Origin of the sequence: Undibacterium sp. Dicai25W, assembly GCF_049340505.1 — a bacterium.
In the GTDB taxonomy this organism is placed as follows: Bacteria; Pseudomonadota; Gammaproteobacteria; order Burkholderiales; family Burkholderiaceae_D; genus Undibacterium; species Undibacterium jejuense.
In genome coordinates, this window is record NZ_JBMPOQ010000002.1 from 251,027 (window position 1) to 272,802 (window position 21,776).

The window sequence follows — 21,776 nt, forward strand, 5'->3', positions numbered from 1 at the left end:
TTTTATTTTATGCGACCTAAGCCAAGTTGAACACTACGAAATTCACAACCATTGTGTCAAATCATGTAAATCTTTAAATTCTGCGTCGGGTTTGACATGAGAATGGCGTGGATCGTCATTGACCAGACTGCGTCGGTTCATCCACCCAGCCTTAAGGCCTGCTTGCTGAGCACCTTGCACATCAAGCAATAAATCATCGCCTACATACAACACTTCATACGGAGCCAGACCCAATCCATCGCAGGCAGCATGAAATATTCTAGCATCCGGTTTGGCGCACCCAAATTGATGGGCAGCAACCGATACATGGAAATGCCCGGCCAATCCTATCGCTTGCAGATCAGCGAAACCATTCGATATCGTCCCCAATTTCACACGCTGCCCAAGTACACCTAATGCCGGCGCCACGTCCGGGTACAGGCTGACCTGATTGCGCGCGTGAGCAAAAACTGCCATCGCCTGATCCGCTTTGCCAACATCTTCATCATATTGCCTGAACACGTTTTGCAATAATTGATGACGCAAGGCCCATAAGTCATAAGAAAAACGCGGATCAGTTGTCACCAACGCCTGCCTTAACGATCGCAAAGAAACGATGTCATGCTGCGCAGTGACGTTCGGAACATGTTGCTGCATCCAGGTGTATAAAGTGGCTTCCGCATGCTGAATGACGGGTGCGATCGGCCATAAGGTGTCGTCTAAATCGAGTAATACGGCTTTAATTGTCATATAGAGCACTCTGTTAGTTCATTTTTTTCATAATTATGGTCTAATCTGACGAATCACGTCACCCTTCATTTTCTATGACTGTACAGGCTAAAACGATTGCACTTGTTGGTAAATATAATGCTGCCGGCATTACTGATTCTATGACCGATCTGGCGCGCTTTCTGGATCAGGCTGGTCACAGAGTGGTACTGGAAGAAGAAACCGCCCGCTATATTCAACTCGATAACCTGGCTGCAATGTCGGTGGCTGACATCGGTAAAACTGCTGATGCTGCGATTGTGGTCGGCGGCGATGGCACTATGCTCGGCATTGCGCGCCAGCTCGCACCGTACAACGTGCCTTTAATCGGAATCAACCAGGGGCGACTCGGATTTATCACAGATATTCCTCTTGATAGGATGATCCCGGTGATTAGCGAAATGCTGGAAGGCAAATACGTGTCTGAGCGGCGCAGTTTATTGCAAGCGATCGTCGTGCGCGATGGCAATCAGATTTTCAGTGGGGTCGCTTTTAACGACATCGTAGTGGCGCGAGGTGCAGGCTCAGGCATGGTAGAGCTGAGGGTGGAAGTGGATGACTTGTTTATGTACAACCAACGTTCGGATGGTTTGATCGTATCTACACCGACAGGTTCTACTGCTTACGCATTGTCGGCAGGTGGGCCACTTTTACACCCTAGTCTGAGTGGCATCGTCATGGTTCCGATTGCACCGCATGCGCTGTCCAACCGCCCTATCGTGCTGCCCGATAGCAGTGAAATTGTGATTGAAATCGCCGCCGGGAGAGACATCAGTGTTAATTTCGATATGCAAACTTTTGCCAGTCTGATGCATCAGGACAGAATTATCGTCAAACGCTCTACCCATACAGTGACCTTTTTACATCCGCAGGACTGGAATTACTACAATACTTTGCGTGAGAAGTTACATTGGAATGAATATCCTTCAGTAGAAGGTGCACTCAATTAATCACAGGTTGTTACAATAGCCGCTCATCGGCTGTTCGCTTACTTAATTTCATTTACTCTAACTAAAATACCGCTCCTATGCTGCGCACGCTCGCTATTCGTGATTTTGTCATTGTTGATGTTTTAGAGCTTGAATTTTCCTCTGGTTTCAGCGTTTTAACCGGCGAAACTGGTGCCGGAAAATCAATATTGATCGACGCTCTTAGCTTGGCACTTGGTGGTCGTGGCGACGCCAGCATGGTGCGCGAATCTGCCGCTAAAGCAGATATCAGCGCAGAATTTTCTCTCAACGACGCCGTTGCAAACTGGTTGGAAAACAATGAATTCAGTGACCCTGAACAACAATTGATTTTACGCCGTACCATCGATAACGCTGGACGTTCAAAGGCATGGATCAACGGCATTACAGCCACCGCTACCCAATTGCGTGAACTCGGTGATCTTCTGGTGGATATTCATGGCCAGCACGCCCACCAATCGCTGCTCAAATCTGAGGCGCAACGTGCGCTGCTTGATATGCAAGGTGGATTACAGCCACAAGCTCAAGAGGTCGAAACTGCCTACAGACTGTGGCGGAATCTGAGCAAGCAACGTGAAGAATTTGAAACTAATGCCAAAAGCGTTTTACAAGAAAGGGAACGGCTTGAGTGGCAAGTAGGCGAACTCGATAAATTACAGATCAAACCCGGTGAATGGGAACAAATTTCGCAAGAACATAGTCGCCTCGCACATGCAGCAAGCTTGCTTGATGGCGCACAAGAAGCCGCTACGTTGATATCGGAGTCGGAGCATCCCGTCTTGTCTCAGCTGTCAGCTGTCCAGCAAAAATTACTCAAACTACTCGACTATGACGCAGCGTTAAAACCTGTGACTGATGCACTTGAATCTGCCTGCATCAACTTACAGGAAACAACCTATGCTCTCAACGACTATCTTAGCCGCACCGAACTTGATCCAGCGCGCTTGCGTGAAGTCGAGAACCGTGTCGAAAGCATACACTCAACAGCGCGACGTTTTCATGTCGTTCCAGAAAAATTGCACGAGGAGTTTGCAACCCTGTCAGCACAATTGCTGCAATTATCCAATGCGACTGACATTGACGCACTCAAAGTGCAAGAAGAAAAAGCTTACCAAACTTATTTGAAAGCCGCACATAAATTAAGTGCATCACGCCAAAAAATTGCCAAAGAATTGAGTATAGCGGTTACCGCAGCAATGCAAGATTTAAGCATGAGCGGCGGTAATTTCGGCGTTTCTCTGGTTCCCTGCGAAGCGGCAGCTTATGGTCTGGAGCAAATAGAATTTCTAGTCGCCGGACACGCAGGAGTGCAAGCACGCCCTCTCGCAAAAGTGGCTTCAGGTGGTGAGTTAGCACGAATTTCATTAGCAATTTCGGTTATTACTTCTTGCGCAACAGCAACCCCGACGCTGATTTTTGATGAAGTTGATAGTGGCATTGGTGGTGGCGTAGCAGAAGTTGTTGGGCGACTATTAAAACGTCTGGGACAAGACCGTCAGGTCCTCTGCGTGACACATTTACCGCAAGTCGCAAGCCAAGCTAATCAGCACTTCCAAGTCAGTAAAGTTAGCCGCGAAGGCAGAACGATTTCATCAATCACTCCACTCGATAGCAAACAACGCGTGGAAGAAATTGCGCGTATGCTAGGCGGCATAGAAATCACGGCGACAACCCGCAAACACGCCAGAGAATTATTGGCTTCCTAAATTTATTACAAAGAATACTCATGAGCTTCCTGAAAGAACCCGATTACTCGCACGGAAAAATAGGCAAGACCGCAGTTGTTTTGGTCAACCTCGGCACGCCCGATGCACCAACCAGTTCCGCAGTACGACGTTATTTGAAACAATTTTTGTCCGACAAGCGCGTCGTCGAAGTACCGCGCCTGATCTGGTGGTTTATTCTGAATCTGATTATCCTCCCATTTCGCTCGGGACAATCCGCAAAAAAATATGCGTCCATCTGGACCAAAGACGGTTCGCCTTTAAAAATACACACCGAAAAGCAAGCGTTGCTGCTTAAAGGTTATCTCGGTGAGCGCGGACATGAAGTGCACGTCACTTACGCAATGCGTTACGGTTCACCTTCCATCCCTTCAGTATTGAAAAAATTAAAAACCGAAGGCTACGAGCGTTTGTTGATTTTATCCGCATATCCGCAATATTCTGCAACGACGACAGCATCTAACTTTGACGCCGTGTTCAGCCATTATCAGCAAGTGCGTAACGTCCCTGAATTGCGCATGGTTAAAAATTATCACGACCATGAAGCCTATATCGATGCCTTAAAACAATCAGTTCAAGCGCACTGGCTCGCCCACGGCCGACCTGAAAAACTGGTGATGAGCTTCCATGGTTTGCCAAAAGCATTTTTATTACGTGGCGACCCTTACCATTGCGAGTGCTATAAAACAGCACGATTGCTTGCCGAAGCATTGGGACTCAACAAAGATCAATATGTGGTGACGTTTCAATCGCGTTTAGGTCGTGCAGAATGGCTGCAACCATACACCGCACCAACGGTTCAAAAACTTGCCAAAGATGGTGTTAAACGTATCGATGTGATATGCCCGGGCTTCATTGCAGATTGTCTGGAAACACTGGAAGAAATTGCGATGGAAGTACGTGTCGATTTCTTAAATGCGGGCGGTAAAGAATTTAATTACATTCCTTGCCTCAACGAGTCGCCAGCATGGATGCGGGGACTGGCGGAAATCGCTGAACAACATTTAATCGGCTGGCCAACGATGATGACAACCAGTCTGCGCGAAGAACAAAAACAACAAGCCTTATTGAGCCGTTCAGAAGCAAAACGTCTTGGTGCCGAACACTAAAGAGAGTATGGCAAACACTTACTTCATTGGTGACCTGCAAGGCTGTGCTGATCAACTGCAAACGTTGATCAGCAAAATAGAACAGATTTCATCGAACAATTACTATATCTTTGCCGGCGACTTGGTCAATCGCGGTCCAAAATCTTTAGAAACTTTAAGGCTAGTTCGCAAGCTGCAACAAACCGGACTGGCCGAAAGTGTTTTAGGTAACCACGATCTGCATTTGTTAGCGGTCGCCAATGGCATACGCCCGGCACACCGGAGCGATACGCTCGATGATATTTTAAACGCACCGGACAAGGGTGAATTATTACATTGGCTACGTCAGCGCCCTCTGGCCATTTTAAAAAATCAACATCTGGTCGTGCATGCTGGGGTGTTTCCTTCGTGGACAGCCAAACAGACAATGGCACTCGCACATGAAGTTGAGGCCGTGCTCAAAAGCCATGAACACACCAACTTTCTAAGATCCATGTACGGCAACACGCCAGACGTCTGGAACGATAATTTAACTGGCAACGATCGTCTGCGCTGTATCGTTAATGGCTTAACCCGAATGCGTTTTTGTGCGGCAGATGGACGCATGGATTTTGCCACCAAAGATGGCTTGACGGCGGCACCGACTGGCTTTGCTCCGTGGTTTGATATAGATCGGGCAACGGCTGATTGCACGGTGGTATTTGGTCATTGGTCTACCTTAGGTTTATTGATAAGACCCAATCTGATCAGTCTTGACACCGGCTGTGTGTGGGGTGGAAAACTCACGGCAGTATCAATGCATGATCGCCAGATTATTCAAATTGACTGCCCGCAACAACAAAAACCTGGCTGACCATACCTGCTTGATACCTCTGTTACAAAATCGTGACCTTCAGATCATTTTGCATTGCAAACAAAGATCCGGGGCATTAATTTTCACTGCTCCATTGGTGTACGAATCCAAAACTCAACTACATGGCGCGCCATTGTTATCAATAGCTATTGATAACACTTGCTTCGCTGTCTTCTAGCGTCTAATTTGAATAGGATCATTCAAAGACACTTTTGCATATTTTCACATTTAACTGCTATTTCTGTAACAATGGTTCCGCGTAAATACCAGTTCCTTGAGGCAACATCTGTCATTTCACGTTAAAAGTTTAAAAGTTGTCAAAAATGTTCAAATCTCTGTTTACGTTGTTTCTAGCGAGTCAAAAGCGCATATACTGTGGAATAGATAAATAAATAGCATTATTTCCAACTATGTCAGGCCGCCAAGGGAAAAGCATGGACCCCAACGAACTTCTGCCAATAACTCGTACGGAATTTCAAAAAACCTTCGTACAGTCCTTGGAGCAAGCTCTCCCACAGTCAGTTGAAGTACTTTTCAGAAAAGCCGAAAGCTCGTACACCTCAGTTGAGCAAGGGCGCTATCTGCACGCCTGTACTTTGCTGCGCAGACCCGATGAACTGATACAGCAAATGAGTATCAACATGGATGCCTTGCTGACCCGAAGTTTTCAGACGACCTACAATACGTTCCGCCCGGTATCGGCGCTGAGTATGAAAAGTAGTAGCCTGTCGTTGGTCGATGCGAATGCGTTTGACGATGAATTACTACTAAATGAAATCACTGAGAGCTTCAGAATTGAAGCGGGCGATCAGATTCGCGATTTGAATATTCGTATTGCAATCTTGTTTGCACAAGACAACATTAAAGAACGGGAAAATCCGTTCCGCCCCTATCTTCTGGCGCGCTGTATTGCAAATACCATCGATGCATTAAATCTGGAACGTGAACTGTGTAACATTCTGGAAACCCAGATTGCTGAGAATTTTTCCCGTCACGTTTTAAGAATATACGAAAACGTCAATCATTGTCTGGCCTTGAACGGGGTTGCCGCCGAGCTCCAATTTAAGCTGAAGAAGACCAATCTTGCGACGCCAGCACAGTCCTCAAACAATGTGATGGAAGATGACCTGGATACCGCCACAGATGACATCGCTCAATCAGGTGAAGCCAGTAATCAATTTCCTGGTGTTGGGCAACAAAATCAGTCGCGTGTACAGCAATACCCAGGTGGTGCCCCATCTACGCAATCCGGTATCGTAGAGATTGGCGGTAAATTTTATAATACCGCCTCGCGGGAAATCTCCAGTGATCAGCCAAGGAGTCCAGTTGAACGACTATTTGAAACAGTACGTGGGATAGCGGCCGGTATCAGCGGTGCGATGGCTCAACCTCATGTCGCTGGTGTCGGTCAGGTTAGCGGTAATGGTTTTGCAAAAGCGTTTAGTAACGGCTACGAGACTGGATTTAACAGCGGAAATAGCCAACGTTACCCAAATGCGGCCGAGCAGAATTTTGATCAACAAACTGCACAAAGCGCGGGCAGCCCATTTGGCGCAAACCAGTTTAAGTGGTTAGCACAAAATCAAACTATCGGCAGTGTCTTACGCAAAGTATTTGGTGGACAAGGCAACACAACAGCTACCAACGGTAACGGCAATGCAACGCAAATGCATTTATACAATGACGAGGGTAGCGATGCGGGAGCAGAAACGACAAGTGGCTCTACCTCGGAACAAGCAGCCAAATATCAGTCCGGTGGCAATGATAGCACTGGGAGCGACATGCAGAGTAACAATACCCATCCCGGCGGCGCCAGTTCCGACGCATCTAACTCCAGTCAGTTTAAGGAAATGCCGCGCTATTCTGAGTCAGGGATTGTTCAATCCGTCCATCAATTACAAAAAACGCACACTGCCCCAATAGAGCAGATGTTCGACCAACTAGGTCGGATCCGAAATCTGATTCTTGAGCAGCGCGCACAACTCAACGACATGACAGAAGATGTCGATGAGCAAATGACGATCGATGTGGTCGCCATGTTGTTCGAGTTTATTTTGAGTGACAACCAGGTTCCTGCAGAAATCCGTGCTCAATTAGGACGTCTGCAATTTTTGGTACTCAAAATTGCTTTGCGTGATCAGAGTCTGCTAACACAAAAAGGTCATCCAGCGCGCTTACTGATTAACCGCGTTGGCTCTATCTCACTCGGTTTAAAACAAATCGATCCGAGTGGTGTTCACATTACTCAGGAAATCTGCCGGATAGTCGAAACCCTGCTCGAAGACGAAAGCGAAAATTCTCAGTTATTCACCCGCATGCTGGACGAATTTGATGCGTTCATTGCGCGCGAATTACGCAATAGCGATAAGCAACTCGATCAAACCGTCGTGGCAGTCGAAGAAGCACAAAACCGTACACTGCGTCTGGTACACATCACCGCACAGTTACAAGAAGTATTGAAAAAATTGACGATCAATTCTTTTCTTCGTGATTTTCTTGAAAGTACCTGGATCTCCGCAATTGAGGTGACAGAACGTGACGATATCAGGCGCGGTACCCGTTACCGCCTGTTAGTACCTGACTTGCTTTGGAGTATAGTCCCCAAAGCAGTTGAGGATGATCGTACACAACTGTTTGCTTTACTGCCGATTATTCTTGGGACAATTCGCGAAGGATTGGCATCGATAAATTGTGATCCGAAGTACCAAAAAGAATTACTCGACTGGCTTGTTGATGCCCACACTGCGGCTTTACGTACTACGCAGAGCAATGTCCAAATGCGTTCATTATCACTGCCCTCGGTGCATGAACATTTTCATCATTTTGTATATCCAGATGAAGAAACACGACAAGACTTGCTGGGCGAAGCAAGAACCCCTGAAATACAGAAAATATTGGATAAGGCGATTCGCGATCTGGATATCAAAGTCGAAATGCTGGATCAAATTTGCAGCGAAGAATTAGCGACGGAATCAGCGCCAATAACAACTGACAACGGAGGATTATCCGACGCAGCTACGCCGATCGCTACCGCTACACCAGAGATGATCAAGGAAAGATTGCGCACAGGTGTCAGCCTGGAGCTACATTTAGGTTTCAAACCAAGTGTTGGAAAACTCAGTTGGGTAGACCCACAATTACAAAATCTCGTTTTGCGATTGGATGGGCATGATAAACCTTCACTGGTCAGCGTGCGTATGTTCCGTCGCATGATTGCCCATGGCCGAGTTAAATTTATGGAAGCTGAACCATTATTTGAAAGAGCGGTTCAAGCCCTGCTGACATCTGCCGACGTCGTAGATCAACCCATCGCCGCTTAAAATTGCGGCTCCAGTGACGGTGCGACGTGCGAAAACGTTTACTGTCACTGGCAATTTTTAACGCACCTATACTTCAGCGATACCCAACTCTTGCAATACTGCAGCTCTGGCGTACTGCGCAACTTCGCGGCGGTGTGTGCCCTCGGTGGAGATCGCTGGCAACCGAATCAACTCGGCGGTCATGCGTGGCGCTCGCAATATCACTGCCATACTCTCCGCAAATGTCATATCACCGATAAAATCAGCCGCCTGATGAAACTTGCCATCGGCATCCACGTAACGCACAACAAATGGTTGCACAGGTACTTTAGCCTCGATAGCAGCTTCAAATAAGTTCGCATGAAATGGCAACAATTTTCCTTGCGCCGAAGTTGTGCCCTCAGGAAAAAAAGCAATTCGCTTGCCGTCTGCAATCTGGTGTACCAGACCTTCATAGATACGACGAACTTCACGTTGTTTGCCACGAGCTAAAAAAATTGTACCGGCTTTTTCGCACAAAAATCCAATCAAAGGCCAATTGCGAATATCTGATTTAGCAACGAAATGGCAAGGGTGCAGAGTATTGATCACAAAAATATCCAACCAGGACACGTGATTAGAGACAATCACTGCACGATCCGCAATCACGCCATTACTTGCGTCTTTAAATCTGACATCAACCGTACAAATTTCCAGCAATTGTTGTGACCAGACACGGACTTTGCTTTGTTGTTTTTCAACATCAATAAATGGAAACACAAAAACACACGTCATCAAACCAGAAAGCAAATGCAAAAAGACGCGGAAAAAATACCAGAAAAGCATACTGAACTCACAAGATACTCAGTCAGAGTATCAATTAATTTTTTAATTTATTTAAATAAAATAAAGGGGAGTGAGGTTATAAAAACCTATACTCCCGCATTTTTCTTATTTCCTTGATTTTCTTCTACAGCGCCGGCTACACTAACTATTTGAAGGACATAGAGGCATCCAACAAAATACTCTAATCAGAGATCACTACACAAGTAATAAATGCAAGGCATTAACGCACCGGATTAATGCACAGTATTAATGTAAAGTATTAAAAGCAATGCGGCCAGAAACCATCGTCACCTTAACCACACCAGGCAATTCGTAACCAAGAAATAAAGTGTGCTTGCCTTGACTGATCAACGCTTTGGCTTCGACTTTCCAGCGATCTGCCGGATCAAAAATACACAGATCAGCACTATCTCCAACGGCCAACTTTCCAGCACCAATGCCTGCGACTTGCGCTGCCTTATAACTGATCGCCGCCAATGCCTGGCTGACAGACACTTCACCGCGACTGTCCTCTGCCCATTTCAATGCAAGTGACAATAGCAATTCGAGGCCTGTTGCACCCGGCGTTGCCTCAGCAAACGGCAATAATTTTTCGTCGTCATCGACTGGTGTGTGATCCGAACAAATTGCGTCAATGGTGCCATCCACTAAGGCAGCCTTAATCGCATCGCGATCACTTTGACTGCGCAATGGTGGCGTCATTCTGGCGTTCGAATCAAAGAAGCCAATATCAGCATCCGTCAGATGCACATGGTGTGCGCCGACATCACAAGTTAATGGCAAACCTTCTTTTTTCGCCTTACGAATTAAATCTAAACCAGCAGCCGAAGAAATGCGGCATAGATGTACTTTCGCGCCAGTTGCACGCATGAGTTCAAACAGGGTATGCAATGCGATGGTTTCTGCCATCACCGGTACGCCAGATAAGCCCATACGCGACGCCAGCGGTCCACTATGTGCCACGCCACCTTTACCAATGTACGCATCTTGTGGACGCAACCAGACCGTGTAGCCAAAGGTCGCTGCATATTGCAAAGCACGTTGCAGCGTATTGGTGTCCGCTATCGTCTCTTCTGCCTGCGAGAAACCAATACAACCGGCATCCGTCAACGCTGACATCTCGGTCAAAGATTGACCTTTCAAGCCGATTGTTAACGCCCCGAGCGGATAAACGTGCGCTTTGTTTTGCATACGTGCTCTTTGCTTGAGCATCTCGACCAGACCGGATTCATCGAGTACCGGATCGGTATCTGGTGGACAAACCAGACTGGTCACGCCACCGCGCATCGCGGCTTGCAATTCGGATTCCAAGGTTGCTTTGTATTCAAAACCAGGTTCACGCAAACGTGCGCTCAGATCGACCAGACCTGGTGCAACGACCAAACCAGTGGCGTCAATCAGCTGATCAGCGACAAAGCCCTCAGGTGCCGCCCCCAGAGCAAGAATTATCCCGTCTGCAACGAATACATCTTGCACACCATCTTTACCACTGGCTGGATCAATCACGCGACCATTTTTAATCTGTATTTTCATGTTCTCTATTCCCAGGACATCGCCACAATCAGGCGGTCTTTGAACTACCAATTTGACGACCTGATGAGCTTGTACGATTCATCAAATGTCGCCGCCGCTATTGCCTGCAACGATACTCATCACTGCCATACGGACAGCGATACCAAACGTCACTTGTGGCAAAATCACAGCCTGCGGACCATCTGCGACAGCAGAGTCGATCTCCACGCCACGATTCATTGGCCCTGGATGCATCACAATCGCATCCGGATGCGCTAGCGCCAGTCGTTCCGGGGTCAAACCGTAGCTTTTAAAATATTCCTGCGCTGAGGGCAGCAACGCACCACTCATGCGTTCGTTTTGCAGACGCAACATGATGATGACATCGACGCCTTTCAAACCTTCGTTCATATCGGTAAACACACGTACACCCATTTGCTCCAAGCCACCCGGCAGCAAAGTGTGCGGCCCAATAACACGAACTTCAGGAACACCCAAAGTGGTCAACGCATGAATGTCCGAACGGGCAACACGGCTATGCAATACGTCACCAACAATTGCGACAGTGAGATTCGTAAAATCTTTTTTGTAATGACGGATGGTGTACATGTCGAGTAAACCCTGGGTCGGGTGCGCATGGCGACCATCACCTGCATTCACAACGTGAACATGATGTTGCTTCGTATCATTGAGATGTTTGGCAATCAGGAATGGCGCACCAGACGTTGCGTGACGTACGACAAACATATCGGCATGCATCGCCGCCAGATTATCTATCGTATCGAGCAGCGATTCACCTTTACTGGTGCTCGATGCCGCGATATTTAGATTGATCACGTCGGCGGATAAACGCTTGGACGCAATTTCAAATGTGGTACGGGTGCGGGTAGAGTTTTCAAAAAACAGATTGAAAACACTCTTACCGCGCATCAGCGGGACTTTTTTGACTTCCCGGTCACTGACGCTGACAAACGACGAGGCGGTGTCAAGAATGTGATTGATAATGGATTTTGGTAAGCCTTCTATCGTCAGCAAATGCTGAAGCTCACCATGTTTGTTTAATTGGGGATTATGCATGATCAATAGAGAAACTTAGTGTGCCATCGTCTGCACGTTGCAGATTGACAGAGACGGCGGGTTCAAATGAAGCGACATGAGCAATAAAATCAGCAGTGACTGGCAGCTCACGACCACCACGATCAACCAGTGCTGCAAGCATGACGCGAGCTGGCCGGCCATAGTCAAATAATTCGTTGATAGCGGCGCGGGTAGTACGGCCAGTATATAAAACATCGTCGACCAAAAGAATATGGGCACCATCCACTTCAAAAGGAATGTGGGTAGGTTTCACCTCCGCGTGCAAACCTTTGGCAGCGTAATCATCGCGATAAAAAGAGACGTCAATCTGACCTGCATTGTTGGTTAATCCTAAATCCCTCACCAGCCGCTCTGCAATCCAGACTCCGCCAGAGTAAATGCCAACGATAGAAATAGGATAGGCAACAGTTGTGATGTGGGTTTTGATGTGATTTAAAAGCTGCTGGTATAGCGCTTCTGCATTGAGGTTACTTGCAAGAGAGGTCATAGTGTCTCGTCAAAATATTGTTGCAGAATTAAAGCCGCGGCGTCATCGTCAATGTGTTCACCGCGTTGTCCATTGAGTACCGCTGATGTGTAGCGTTCATCAACCAATACCGTCGGCAAACTAAATCGGCCTTGCAGTTGATTCGCAAACCGCGTGCAGCGTTGCGTCATTTCATGTGCTTCACCGTCAGGGTGCATAGGCAAACCAACCACGCATAATACCGGTTGCCAGTTTTTAATCAGTGCGGCCACTTCGGCAAATTTGGCGTCATTTGTCGTGGCATGAATAATTGCTAAGGGTTCAGCTTGTCTGAGGAAAGTATTCCCGACCGCGACGCCTATCCGTTTCAACCCAAAATCAAATGCCAGAACCGTGCCTTCTGAAGATATACGCGCTGCGTCTTGCATCAGGCATGCCCCGCTATCGTCGCCAGCATCAGGGGATCAATCCCTAATAATTTAATGGCTGCATTAAAACGTTCTTCGAGCGGCAAAGAAAACACGATCTCCGGGTCAGCAAGGACGGTCAGCCATTGATTATCGAGTATTTCTTTTTCCAATTGTCCGGCACCCCAACCTGCGTAACCGACACTCATCAGAACGCGATCAGGGCCATCACCAGCAGCGATCGCTTCGAGCACATCACGCGATGTCGTGAAAGCAATATCATCGGTAACCTGCAATGAAGAAGTGTATTTGCCAACTGGGGCGTGCAAAACAAAGCCTCTATCGTCTTGAACCGGCCCACCAAACATGACAGGATCTTTACCCATAGGGTGTGAATCAGGAATATTTTCCAGCTTGAGATCAATGCGATCAAACAGACCAGCAACATTCATGTCCGTTGGGCGATTAATCAACATTCCCATTGCCCCACGCGGGCTATGCTCACAGATAAAAACCACCGAGCCGCCAAACACCGGATCTTGCATAGATGGCATGGCAATCAGGAAGTGATTGGTCAGATTTAACTCGGTAGACGAACTTTTTTCATCAGTCGCAGAACCATCTGTGTCTGACAATGCCATTGAAGGCGCAGACTTGTTACCAGCCAAGTCTGTTTTGAGGGATTTTATTTGCTTCACCATCCTCGTATTCTAGCAGTTTTAACGTGTTTTTTCGATGTGTGCTAAGGTGTAATACTCCCCTTAGTCTATTGATTTACAGCATTTTATGAGTGAAATCACCACCCCCTTCCCTATCTCCCTGGTCTGGTTCCGCCGGGATTTGCGAAGCTTTGATCATGCCGCACTATTCCAAGCATTGCGTCAAAGCAAGCAGGTCATTGGCGTATTTGTTTTTGACAAATCTATCTTAGACCATTTACCTGCAAATGACAGGCGTATCAGATTTATTCACGACAGCATCATTGAATTGCAACAAGCCTTGCTCGATCTTGGAGGAGGTTTGATTGTCCGCTATGGAGAAGCGACTGATGTCATACCAGAATTAGTTGCGGAATTTGGTGCGCAGGCGGTCTTCGTCAATCATGATTACGAGCCTGCTGCTATTCGTCGCGATCAACACGTTGCCACGACATTGAAGACACTTTCTTGCGAGTTAATTAGTTACAAAGATCAGGTCATTTTCGAAAAAGAGGAAGTTTTATCGTTATCGAACACGCCGTTCTCAGTATTTACGCCTTACAAAAATGCCTGGCTAAAAAAGTTTTATGCGCAGAGCGATGATTTTTATTCACGAGCGTATCCAGTAGAAAAATATGCAGCAAATCTGAAAGCTATTCCGCATTCTGAAGTTCCACTATTAGCGGCAATGGGGTTTGCTGAGGCACAGGAAAATCCAATTAACTTACCGGCAGGCATGTCTGGCGGGCAGCAACTGCTGGATGAGTTTACGAATCGCATGAAGGATTACGATATTGCACGCGATTTTCCTGCAATTAAAGGGCCGTCATATCTGTCGGTACATCTGCGCTTTGGTACCGTTTCCATACGACATCTGGTTCGTGAAGCGATGCAACAGATACGTACCGCGGCAAATCAGGGGGCGCAGATATGGTTAAATGAACTCATCTGGCGTGATTTTTATTTCATGATCTTGCATCATCATCCGCGCGTAGAAACCTCAGCATTCAAAACCGCCTATGATGCAATCCAATGGGAAAATGGTACGCAGGCCGACGCGCTTTTTCAAGCGTGGTGTGAAGGAAAAACCGGCTATCCACTGGTTGACGCAGCGATGCATCAACTGAATCAGACGGGTTATATGCACAACCGTCTGCGTATGGTGACAGCATGCTTCCTGATCAAAGATCTCGGTATAGATTGGCGTCGCGGGGAAGCTTATTTTGCGCAAAAGTTAAACGACTTTGATTTGTCTGCCAATAACGGTGGGTGGCAATGGGCTGCCTCTTCTGGTTGCGACGCGCAACCGTATTTCCGGATATTCAATCCCATCACACAATCTGAGAAATTTGATGCGGAAGGAAAATTTATACGCCGCTATCTGCCGCAATTAAGCAAGTTGGATAAACGCTCAATTCATGCACCATGGAAAGCTGCTCCATTGCTGCTACAGCAAGCAGGTGTCAAACTTGGTGAGCATTATCCATATCCAATTGTTGATCATGACAGCGCCCGAAAGGCAACACTGACACGCTATGCAGTCGTGAAGAAAATTGATACCACTACTGAGTCCGAACATTAATCAAGGCAAAAATAAAAAAGCAGGGTTTCCCCTGCTTTTTTTGCTTTAAACGACTGGCATCAAACGATTACTGCCTGATCTTTCCCGACAAATCTCACAATCGCCGCCATCAAATCATCCTCGCGATAAGGCTTACCGAAGTATTCATTGACACCTAATTCTCTGGCGTAATTACGGTGTTTATCGGCGGTACGCGAAGTAATCATGATGATAGGAACATGCGCAGTACGCGCGTCGCTACGCACGTTACGGGTCAGATCGAAACCATCCATACGCGGCATTTCAATGTCGACCAACATAATGTCTGGCGTCACCGATTGTAATTGTTCCAACGCATCAATACCGTCTTTAGCCAGAATCACCTGATAGCCTTCACGTGTCAGCAAACGTTGCGTGACGCGACGTACAGTCAGAGAGTCATCGACAACCATCACGGTATGCTGGGTACGTAATCCTTGTACAGGCTCTGTATTGACAGCAGTTTGTTGCTGCTGTTGCCGCAAATCAGCCACTGCACCCACATTCACTGCATCAGTACCGGCTTGTGGCAAACGCGCATGTTCATGCTCAAGACGATGCGCAAGTGGCACTGGGTTAATAATCAATACGATCTCACCCGAACCAAGCACCGTCGCGCCAGCGATACCGATCATGCGAGATAATTGTGGGCCGATGTTTTTCACCACCACCTCGCGGTTACCGACGATATCATCCACGTGGATCGCGACACGGTCAGTACCACTCTTCATGATCAATAACGGTGTGTATTGCTGCGCCAGGGGCACTGCATCTCTGTGACCCAACAAGGCAGATAAATAATGCATAGAGACGCGTTGATCCTGCCAGATAACAGCACCATCGTTATAGGCGTTTGCCAGAGCATTCGCTTTTAAATGCTGAACTTGCTCTACCAAAACAGACGGTACGGCAAAAGTCCGGCCACCAGAACTCAGCAACACAACTTGTGTCACCGCGAGAGTCAATGGCAAGTGAATCGTAAATTCGGCACCCTTACCTTCAACACTAGAAACCTCAACCCGACCACCCAAGGTTGCTGCCTCAGCCCGCACCACGTCCATACCCACACCACGGCCAGCTAACTCGGTAACCTCGGTCGCGGTTGAAAAACCGGGCTCAAAAATCATGCCCGCTGTTTCTGCATCAGATAAGGTTTCACCTTCCAGCAACAAGCCTAAAGATTGCGCTTTCTGGCGGATATTGGCTAAATTTAAACCTTGACCATCGTCATTAAAGCGGATAACGACTTCGTTACCCTCCTGACGCACTTCGATGAGCAATTCACCGGTTTCATCTTTGCCAATCTGACGACGTGTTTGACGTGATTCGATACCGTGCACGATTGCATTACGTAACAAATGCTCAAACGGACCGACCATTTTTTCCAACACGCCACGGTCCATCTCTACTGTGGTTCCACGGATATCCAGATTGACGCGCTTATCAATTTCCTTAGCTGTCTGGCGTGCAACGCGATATAGACGTTCAGAAACGCTGGCGAACGGAATCATACGCACGCGCATCAAATCTTGCTGTAGTTCACGTGTCAAACGAGCCTGCGTATGCAGATTCGTCGCTGCACCATCGATTGTACGATGCAGATTGTTTTGCACGGTTGCCACGTCGCTGACGCTCTCAGCCATCATGCGCGTCAATTCTTGCAAGCGCGTAAAGCGGTCAAATTCCAGAGGGTCAAACTCACGATCGGCAGAATGTGCCATACGGGAAGTAATCTGCGTTTCAGCCTGAATTTCCACTTCACGTAACTGATCGCGCAAACGAGTGACGTTTTCGGTCAACTCACCAAGCGAAGAGCGCAAAGTACTGACTTCATTCTCAAGACGTGAGCGCGAAATAGAAACTTCACCAGCCTGATTGACTAAGCGGTCAAGTACGTCAGCACGCACCCTGACAAGCGGAACTGGTGCACCCGGTGCAACTGGCGCATTCAAGGCCGCATTCAACGCTGGCATCGCTTTGGTTGCAGTGGCACCAGCCAAAGGCATGACAGGCTTCAGGCTGACCATTTCGGTACTTGGAGCTGGCTCTGCATCACCCGCTGCGACGCTTTCCTGGAATTGATCAAGCTCTTGCGCAGCTGTCAGAGGTTCCTGGCTGAGTACAGGCACAGGATGTGCGTCCGGATTTTGCAATCGATCGAACAGCAACATGCTGTGATCGTGTCTGGCCAGCAAATCTTCTAACAAAGGTTGGCGCACCAGGCTACCTGCGTGCATCAGACTTTCGATACGGCTTTCCATATCGTGGATATGTTGCCCCAAACCCATTGCACCAGCCATCCGCGCACTACCCTTGATAGTGTGCATGAGTCGCGCGATAGATTGAGGGATGGCGGTATCAGAAGGATGTTCTTGCCAGTTGCGTAGTAATTGGCCAACCATGGGCAAAAGATCATGCCCCTCTTCAAGGAATACTGGCAACAGATCCAGATCCAGGTCATCTTTAATTTGCAGACTTTGATCAGCAATTTGATGTGCCAATGCAGTTGATACAAGTTGCGCCGCAGCATCTTCAGACGCATTCGCAACAGTTGTCTGTGACGTTACATCATTATCCGCAGACCAATCCTTCAAATCTAATTTTTCATTAGTTGAAGTAATAAACTCTTCGTCAGCACCTGCATCAGAACGAGAAATAACATCCTGCAGTAAGAGTTCTAATTGACGAACATCGTCTTGCGCAAATTCAGCAATTTCTGACAAGGCAAATTTTTGCAGCATGCGTTTTGCTGTTTCCAGCGCGTGCTGCAAAGTATCAAATTCAGATGCTTGCAAAGTGACTGGATGACGTTCAAGTCTTTGCAATACCAGTTCCAGACTATGCGCCAAATCTTGCAATGGTTTCAGACCTACAGTGGCCGAACTGCCCGCTAAAGTATGACTTGCGTGTATCGCATGTGTCGTTACGTTGCGATGCGGCTCATGACGCCATTCAGCAAAATCTTGCGACAAGAAACGCACGATCTCATCGGTTTCTGCCATGTAAATTGAGTACAAGGGCAAACTAATTTCGAGATCACCGATGCGTTTGATATTGTCATCAAGACTCTGCGCAGGCTTGATCAAATCTGGGAAGTCCAGAATTTGTGCGTTTGATACAGGTTCTGAAATACTTTCTGAAGCTACGTGTTCATCGATAAATTCTGCACCGTGGTCTGCGACATGCTCTAGGACTTGTTCAGATACCGTCACGTCTGAGCTCGGCGCCGTATCAACGAGCGCGGCAGGGGCAAGTAATTCCGGCAAAATGACGTCAGCAGCAATCGTCGTCGTTGTTCCTAATGATGCAGCCAACAGATCATCCATGCTTGGCGTAGGTGATAAATCCACAGCAAATTCTGCTGCTTTAGTCAAATCTGCTTGAGCCTGAGCTAACTGCTCAACATGATGAGTAACTTCTGGGTCATGCGTTAACTCAACAGCAGAATCTGTTATTTCTGGCAATTCTTCAAACGCTGGTGCAACAGGAGTAGCCAGATTCGATGAGATTTCATTATGCAAAGAAATATCGCTTCCGAAATCAAACGGTTCCAGATCGCCTGACTCTGGCACACTTACGGCTTCAATTTCAGTCAACGCTGACGCGACGATTCCCTCATTGTGAGGTGGCTCGATTGCCTCATTCACTGGCGGTTCATTGAGGTCAAAATTCAGAGACTCTAAACCTACATCAGCAAGCTTATTTTCGTGAATCAGATCATGCGTTGGGGCTGGAGATTCAGAGAGGCTTGCTAGCTCTGAATGTTTTTCAGGAACGACATCAAGATGATTATCGACCGCAGGGACAGCATTTGCAACGGGTGCTGGATGTATCGCCGTTTCAATTGACGCTTCCTGATAATCAAGACCAGCTTTAATGCGCTCTGCTGCAGCAATAATGGCGTTGCCAGTTCTTGCAGAATGCCCGTGCTGTTTGAGTTCTCCAACCCACAAAACCATTTCCGCTGCCGTATGTTCCAGTAAACCATACAGATTGTCATTACCAGGGCGTGACTCAGACAACCACAAGTTCATGACTTGCTCAATATTCCAGGCAGTCTCACCAAACACATTCAAACCTACCATGCGGCTGCTGCCCTTCAAGGTATGGAATGAGCGACGTAAGCTAGTCAGATATTCCTGATTGTCACTATCGCGTTTTGATAATGGCAAAGTTTCCTGCACAAACGCTAGTACTTCCTCGGCCTCGCTCAGGAATATCTCCAACAGTTCAGCATCAATAGCTTCATCTGTTTGCGGCAAATCGACATGCACGTCCGCATGAACTGGCTCAGCAGCACCGCTAGTAACAGCAATGATATCTTGCAAGTTCTCTGCAGAATGTTCTTCGTTTGTCTGAGCCAATAGATCGATCGCTGCATTGGCTCGTTCGCTAGCATTAGTATCATCGAGCAATTTCGCCACAGAACGTTCTGACTCCAGAGAATCTTTGAGCTGTGCTTGCAGGTCTTTATCTTCCGGATTTTCAGACAGAGAAACGGCAAGACGCGCAGATTCATGCTGCTGATGCAGCAACTCTTCTTCAGCCGTTGCCACGTATGCCTGCGAATGATCTTGATGCTGGTTGCTATCAGTTGTATCGGGGCTTTGAATGTCTTCGGCTGTCGGCAATAGTTCTTTATGTGACACTGCTTCCAATAAATTCGAACGGAAGGTACCAGTAACCCCATCAAAGCTGAATTTCTTTTTAGCCGTTTCTGGCTGTGCTTTCAGAGTCTCGATAAAGAAGCTCAGTGCGCCGATATTTTGCGCAACTTTTTGATGCTCATCCACGCGTTCAGCAATGGCTGGCTCATCGTCAGAACTCACTGGAATAGAAAACTTGGCCACCAAGGAACGTGTCTGATTAACGGCCTTCATCGCATCATCCTGATCCAACATGGCCAATGCACCGCCTATCTGATGCAATACGTCATCGACGTTTTTCAATGATTCATGATGGCCCGGATCACGGAAGTACTCATCCAGATTTTTCTCAACCTGGCGCAAACTGACTTGCATTTCCGCAACCAATACGCCCATCGTTTGACGCTGCTGGGCTTCGCGGGAAATTTCACCCATCCATGCAGTTTGCGATTGTGGTTCATCACCAGAAACAATAGACAGCAAGCGCGCTGTTATTTCTTCCGCCCGTTCAGAAAAGTGCGCAGGCAAGCGAGTGATTTGGTCTAATGCGGTTTCGACGAATAATAAGCTGGTAGCGAGTTCTATGCCCAACTTCGAGGTATCGGCAGAATGTGCCACATGACGTGAAATACCGCTTAATTCGCGTAAAAGTTTGGATAAAGCTGGCGCATTTAAACCGTTACCGGTTTCTGCCAGATCTTTCATTTTTTGCGAAAATTTATCGGCTAGGCCGTTTTCGCCGTTAGCAATGCGTCCCCACAGATTTTTAACCGCGGTTAATTGTTCTTTAGCGGCACTCAGCACACCGGCTGCGATCTGACCGTAATTTTTTTGGTCATAATCAAATGGAACGGTATTATCTAACTGGTAGGCCTGCCGTATACTAGCAACCAATGGCGTCGGTGATTTAGCTTGTGCCAGGAAGAATAATGCATCTCTTAACAAACGTTCAGGAATAGCGGTAACGCCATCCACCAGACGACGGATCTGCAAATTGATGCGGCCAAATATTTGTTTGGCGTATTGTTGATTGTCTATCCCGCCTTGGGCCACCGCTTCCACAAAAGCGCACATGACAACCCAAAATGCCTTCGCTTGCGAATTGGTTTGAGCCAAATCGATTTCATGCACCACGTCACGCATGGATTGTGCGGCAGCACGCTGTGCTTGCTCATCTTTGCTTGTTAGAAACGTTAGCAATAATTTTTCAAAACGCTGACGTAAGCCGACATAAGAAGCCAACGAGTTTCCGTTTATAACCGCTAATTCGGGTACTCTACTTTGCGCCGACAATGCCGGGAAAAATAAGTCGGCCGGATGAATGCGTTCTGCACCTTTTAGCTCCAACAAGGCACGATAGTATGGAAACAGTCTGACTGGCTGATGTGCAGACCCAGACAATAAATCTTCGAGATAACGCAATACGGCGTGAAACGCATCGAGAATGACATCGACATTCGACTCATTCATTTCTAGCTGTCCGGTTTGCAATCGCTCAAGCAATTCTTCTATGGTTTCGGTAACAATAGAGACGCCATCAATATCGACAATCTGCAAGGCTCCATGCGCCTGATGCAAATAGCTTTTTGCATGCAAGATCGTGGTTGATCTGGTTTCTAAATCTTGTGCAAGTGCCTCTTTGAGCATCTTGCCGGCATTAGTAACTGCTTCACGCACTTCCGCCATAACCCAGGAAAGCGGTCCAGTATCAAACTGATCCTGGGGCAGAGGTGACGAATTTGGAAAATCGGATGTCATGCGTGCTCCGCAAACTCAAGAGACGATGAAACCAAGTTCATCGTCTTGAAATAGGACAGGGTCGTCACACAATGAGGCAACGACCCA

At 47.4% G+C, this 21,776-nt stretch carries 14 protein-coding genes; 6 read left to right on the plus strand and 8 right to left on the minus strand.

The features are described 5' to 3' along the window. Nucleotides 1-42: 42 nt before the first annotated feature. The gene (locus ACO0KY_RS04225) at nucleotides 43-729 is read right to left on the minus strand and encodes an HAD family hydrolase (RefSeq protein WP_423044541.1); all 687 of its coding nucleotides are present in this window, start codon (nucleotides 727-729) and stop codon (nucleotides 43-45) included. 74 nt (nucleotides 730-803) lie between these two features. Between ACO0KY_RS04225 and ACO0KY_RS04230 the strand changes: the two genes are divergently transcribed. The 5 genes from ACO0KY_RS04230 (at nucleotide 804) to ACO0KY_RS04250 (ending at nucleotide 8,700) form a co-directional block, all read left to right on the plus strand. Further along, nucleotides 804-1,697 carry an NAD kinase gene (locus ACO0KY_RS04230; RefSeq protein WP_423044543.1) on the plus strand — a complete coding sequence of 298 codons (894 nt, stop codon included), beginning with the start codon at nucleotides 804-806 and terminating at the stop codon, nucleotides 1,695-1,697. Between the two features lie 77 nt (nucleotides 1,698-1,774). Then, nucleotides 1,775-3,421: a DNA repair protein RecN gene (recN, locus tag ACO0KY_RS04235; RefSeq protein WP_423044545.1), complete on the plus strand. Its 1,647-nt coding sequence runs from the start codon at nucleotides 1,775-1,777 to the stop codon at nucleotides 3,419-3,421. Nucleotides 3,422-3,441: 20 nt separating this feature from the next. Continuing rightward, nucleotides 3,442-4,548, plus strand: a complete 1,107-nt coding sequence (gene hemH / locus ACO0KY_RS04240; protein WP_423044547.1) for a ferrochelatase — start codon at nucleotides 3,442-3,444, stop codon at nucleotides 4,546-4,548. A 7-nt stretch (nucleotides 4,549-4,555) separates the two neighbouring features. After that, the gene (locus ACO0KY_RS04245) at nucleotides 4,556-5,380 is read left to right on the plus strand and encodes a symmetrical bis(5'-nucleosyl)-tetraphosphatase (protein WP_423044549.1); all 825 of its coding nucleotides are present in this window, start codon (nucleotides 4,556-4,558) and stop codon (nucleotides 5,378-5,380) included. A 434-nt stretch (nucleotides 5,381-5,814) separates the two neighbouring features. After that, nucleotides 5,815-8,700, plus strand: a complete 2,886-nt coding sequence (locus ACO0KY_RS04250) for a DUF1631 family protein (protein ID WP_423044551.1) — start codon at nucleotides 5,815-5,817, stop codon at nucleotides 8,698-8,700. Nucleotides 8,701-8,766: 66 nt separating this feature from the next. Here the strand turns inward: ACO0KY_RS04250 and ACO0KY_RS04255 are convergent, their stop codons facing one another. The 6 genes from ACO0KY_RS04255 to ACO0KY_RS04280 form a co-directional block, all read right to left on the minus strand. Next, nucleotides 8,767-9,504 carry a lysophospholipid acyltransferase family protein gene (locus tag ACO0KY_RS04255; protein WP_423044553.1) on the minus strand — a complete coding sequence of 246 codons (738 nt, stop codon included), beginning with the start codon at nucleotides 9,502-9,504 and terminating at the stop codon, nucleotides 8,767-8,769. Between the two features lie 246 nt (nucleotides 9,505-9,750). Continuing rightward, nucleotides 9,751-11,037 carry a dihydroorotase gene (locus ACO0KY_RS04260; RefSeq protein WP_423044555.1) on the minus strand — a complete coding sequence of 429 codons (1,287 nt, stop codon included), beginning with the start codon at nucleotides 11,035-11,037 and terminating at the stop codon, nucleotides 9,751-9,753. Between the two features lie 81 nt (nucleotides 11,038-11,118). Beyond that, nucleotides 11,119-12,093 carry an aspartate carbamoyltransferase catalytic subunit gene (locus ACO0KY_RS04265; RefSeq protein ID WP_186911355.1) on the minus strand — a complete coding sequence of 325 codons (975 nt, stop codon included), beginning with the start codon at nucleotides 12,091-12,093 and terminating at the stop codon, nucleotides 11,119-11,121. After that, nucleotides 12,086-12,601, minus strand: coding sequence for a bifunctional pyr operon transcriptional regulator/uracil phosphoribosyltransferase PyrR (gene pyrR / locus ACO0KY_RS04270; protein WP_186911354.1), 516 nt, complete (start codon nucleotides 12,599-12,601; stop codon nucleotides 12,086-12,088). The genes ACO0KY_RS04265 and pyrR overlap by 8 nt, the downstream gene beginning before the upstream one ends. Continuing rightward, nucleotides 12,598-13,008, minus strand: a complete 411-nt coding sequence (gene ruvX / locus ACO0KY_RS04275; protein WP_423044558.1) for a Holliday junction resolvase RuvX — start codon at nucleotides 13,006-13,008, stop codon at nucleotides 12,598-12,600. The genes pyrR and ruvX overlap by 4 nt, the downstream gene beginning before the upstream one ends. Further along, nucleotides 13,008-13,628 carry a YqgE/AlgH family protein gene (locus ACO0KY_RS04280; RefSeq protein WP_186911479.1) on the minus strand — a complete coding sequence of 207 codons (621 nt, stop codon included), beginning with the start codon at nucleotides 13,626-13,628 and terminating at the stop codon, nucleotides 13,008-13,010. The genes ruvX and ACO0KY_RS04280 overlap by 1 nt, the downstream gene beginning before the upstream one ends. A 145-nt stretch (nucleotides 13,629-13,773) precedes the next feature. Between ACO0KY_RS04280 and ACO0KY_RS04285 the strand changes: the two genes are divergently transcribed. Then, on the plus strand, nucleotides 13,774-15,267 hold the full coding sequence (locus tag ACO0KY_RS04285) for a cryptochrome/photolyase family protein (RefSeq protein WP_423044561.1): 1,494 nt from the start codon (nucleotides 13,774-13,776) through the stop codon (nucleotides 15,265-15,267). A 59-nt stretch (nucleotides 15,268-15,326) separates the two neighbouring features. Here the strand turns inward: ACO0KY_RS04285 and ACO0KY_RS04290 are convergent, their stop codons facing one another. Beyond that, on the minus strand, nucleotides 15,327-21,689 hold the full coding sequence (locus ACO0KY_RS04290) for an Hpt domain-containing protein (RefSeq protein ID WP_423044563.1): 6,363 nt from the start codon (nucleotides 21,687-21,689) through the stop codon (nucleotides 15,327-15,329). Between the last annotated feature and the right edge of the window lie 87 nt (nucleotides 21,690-21,776).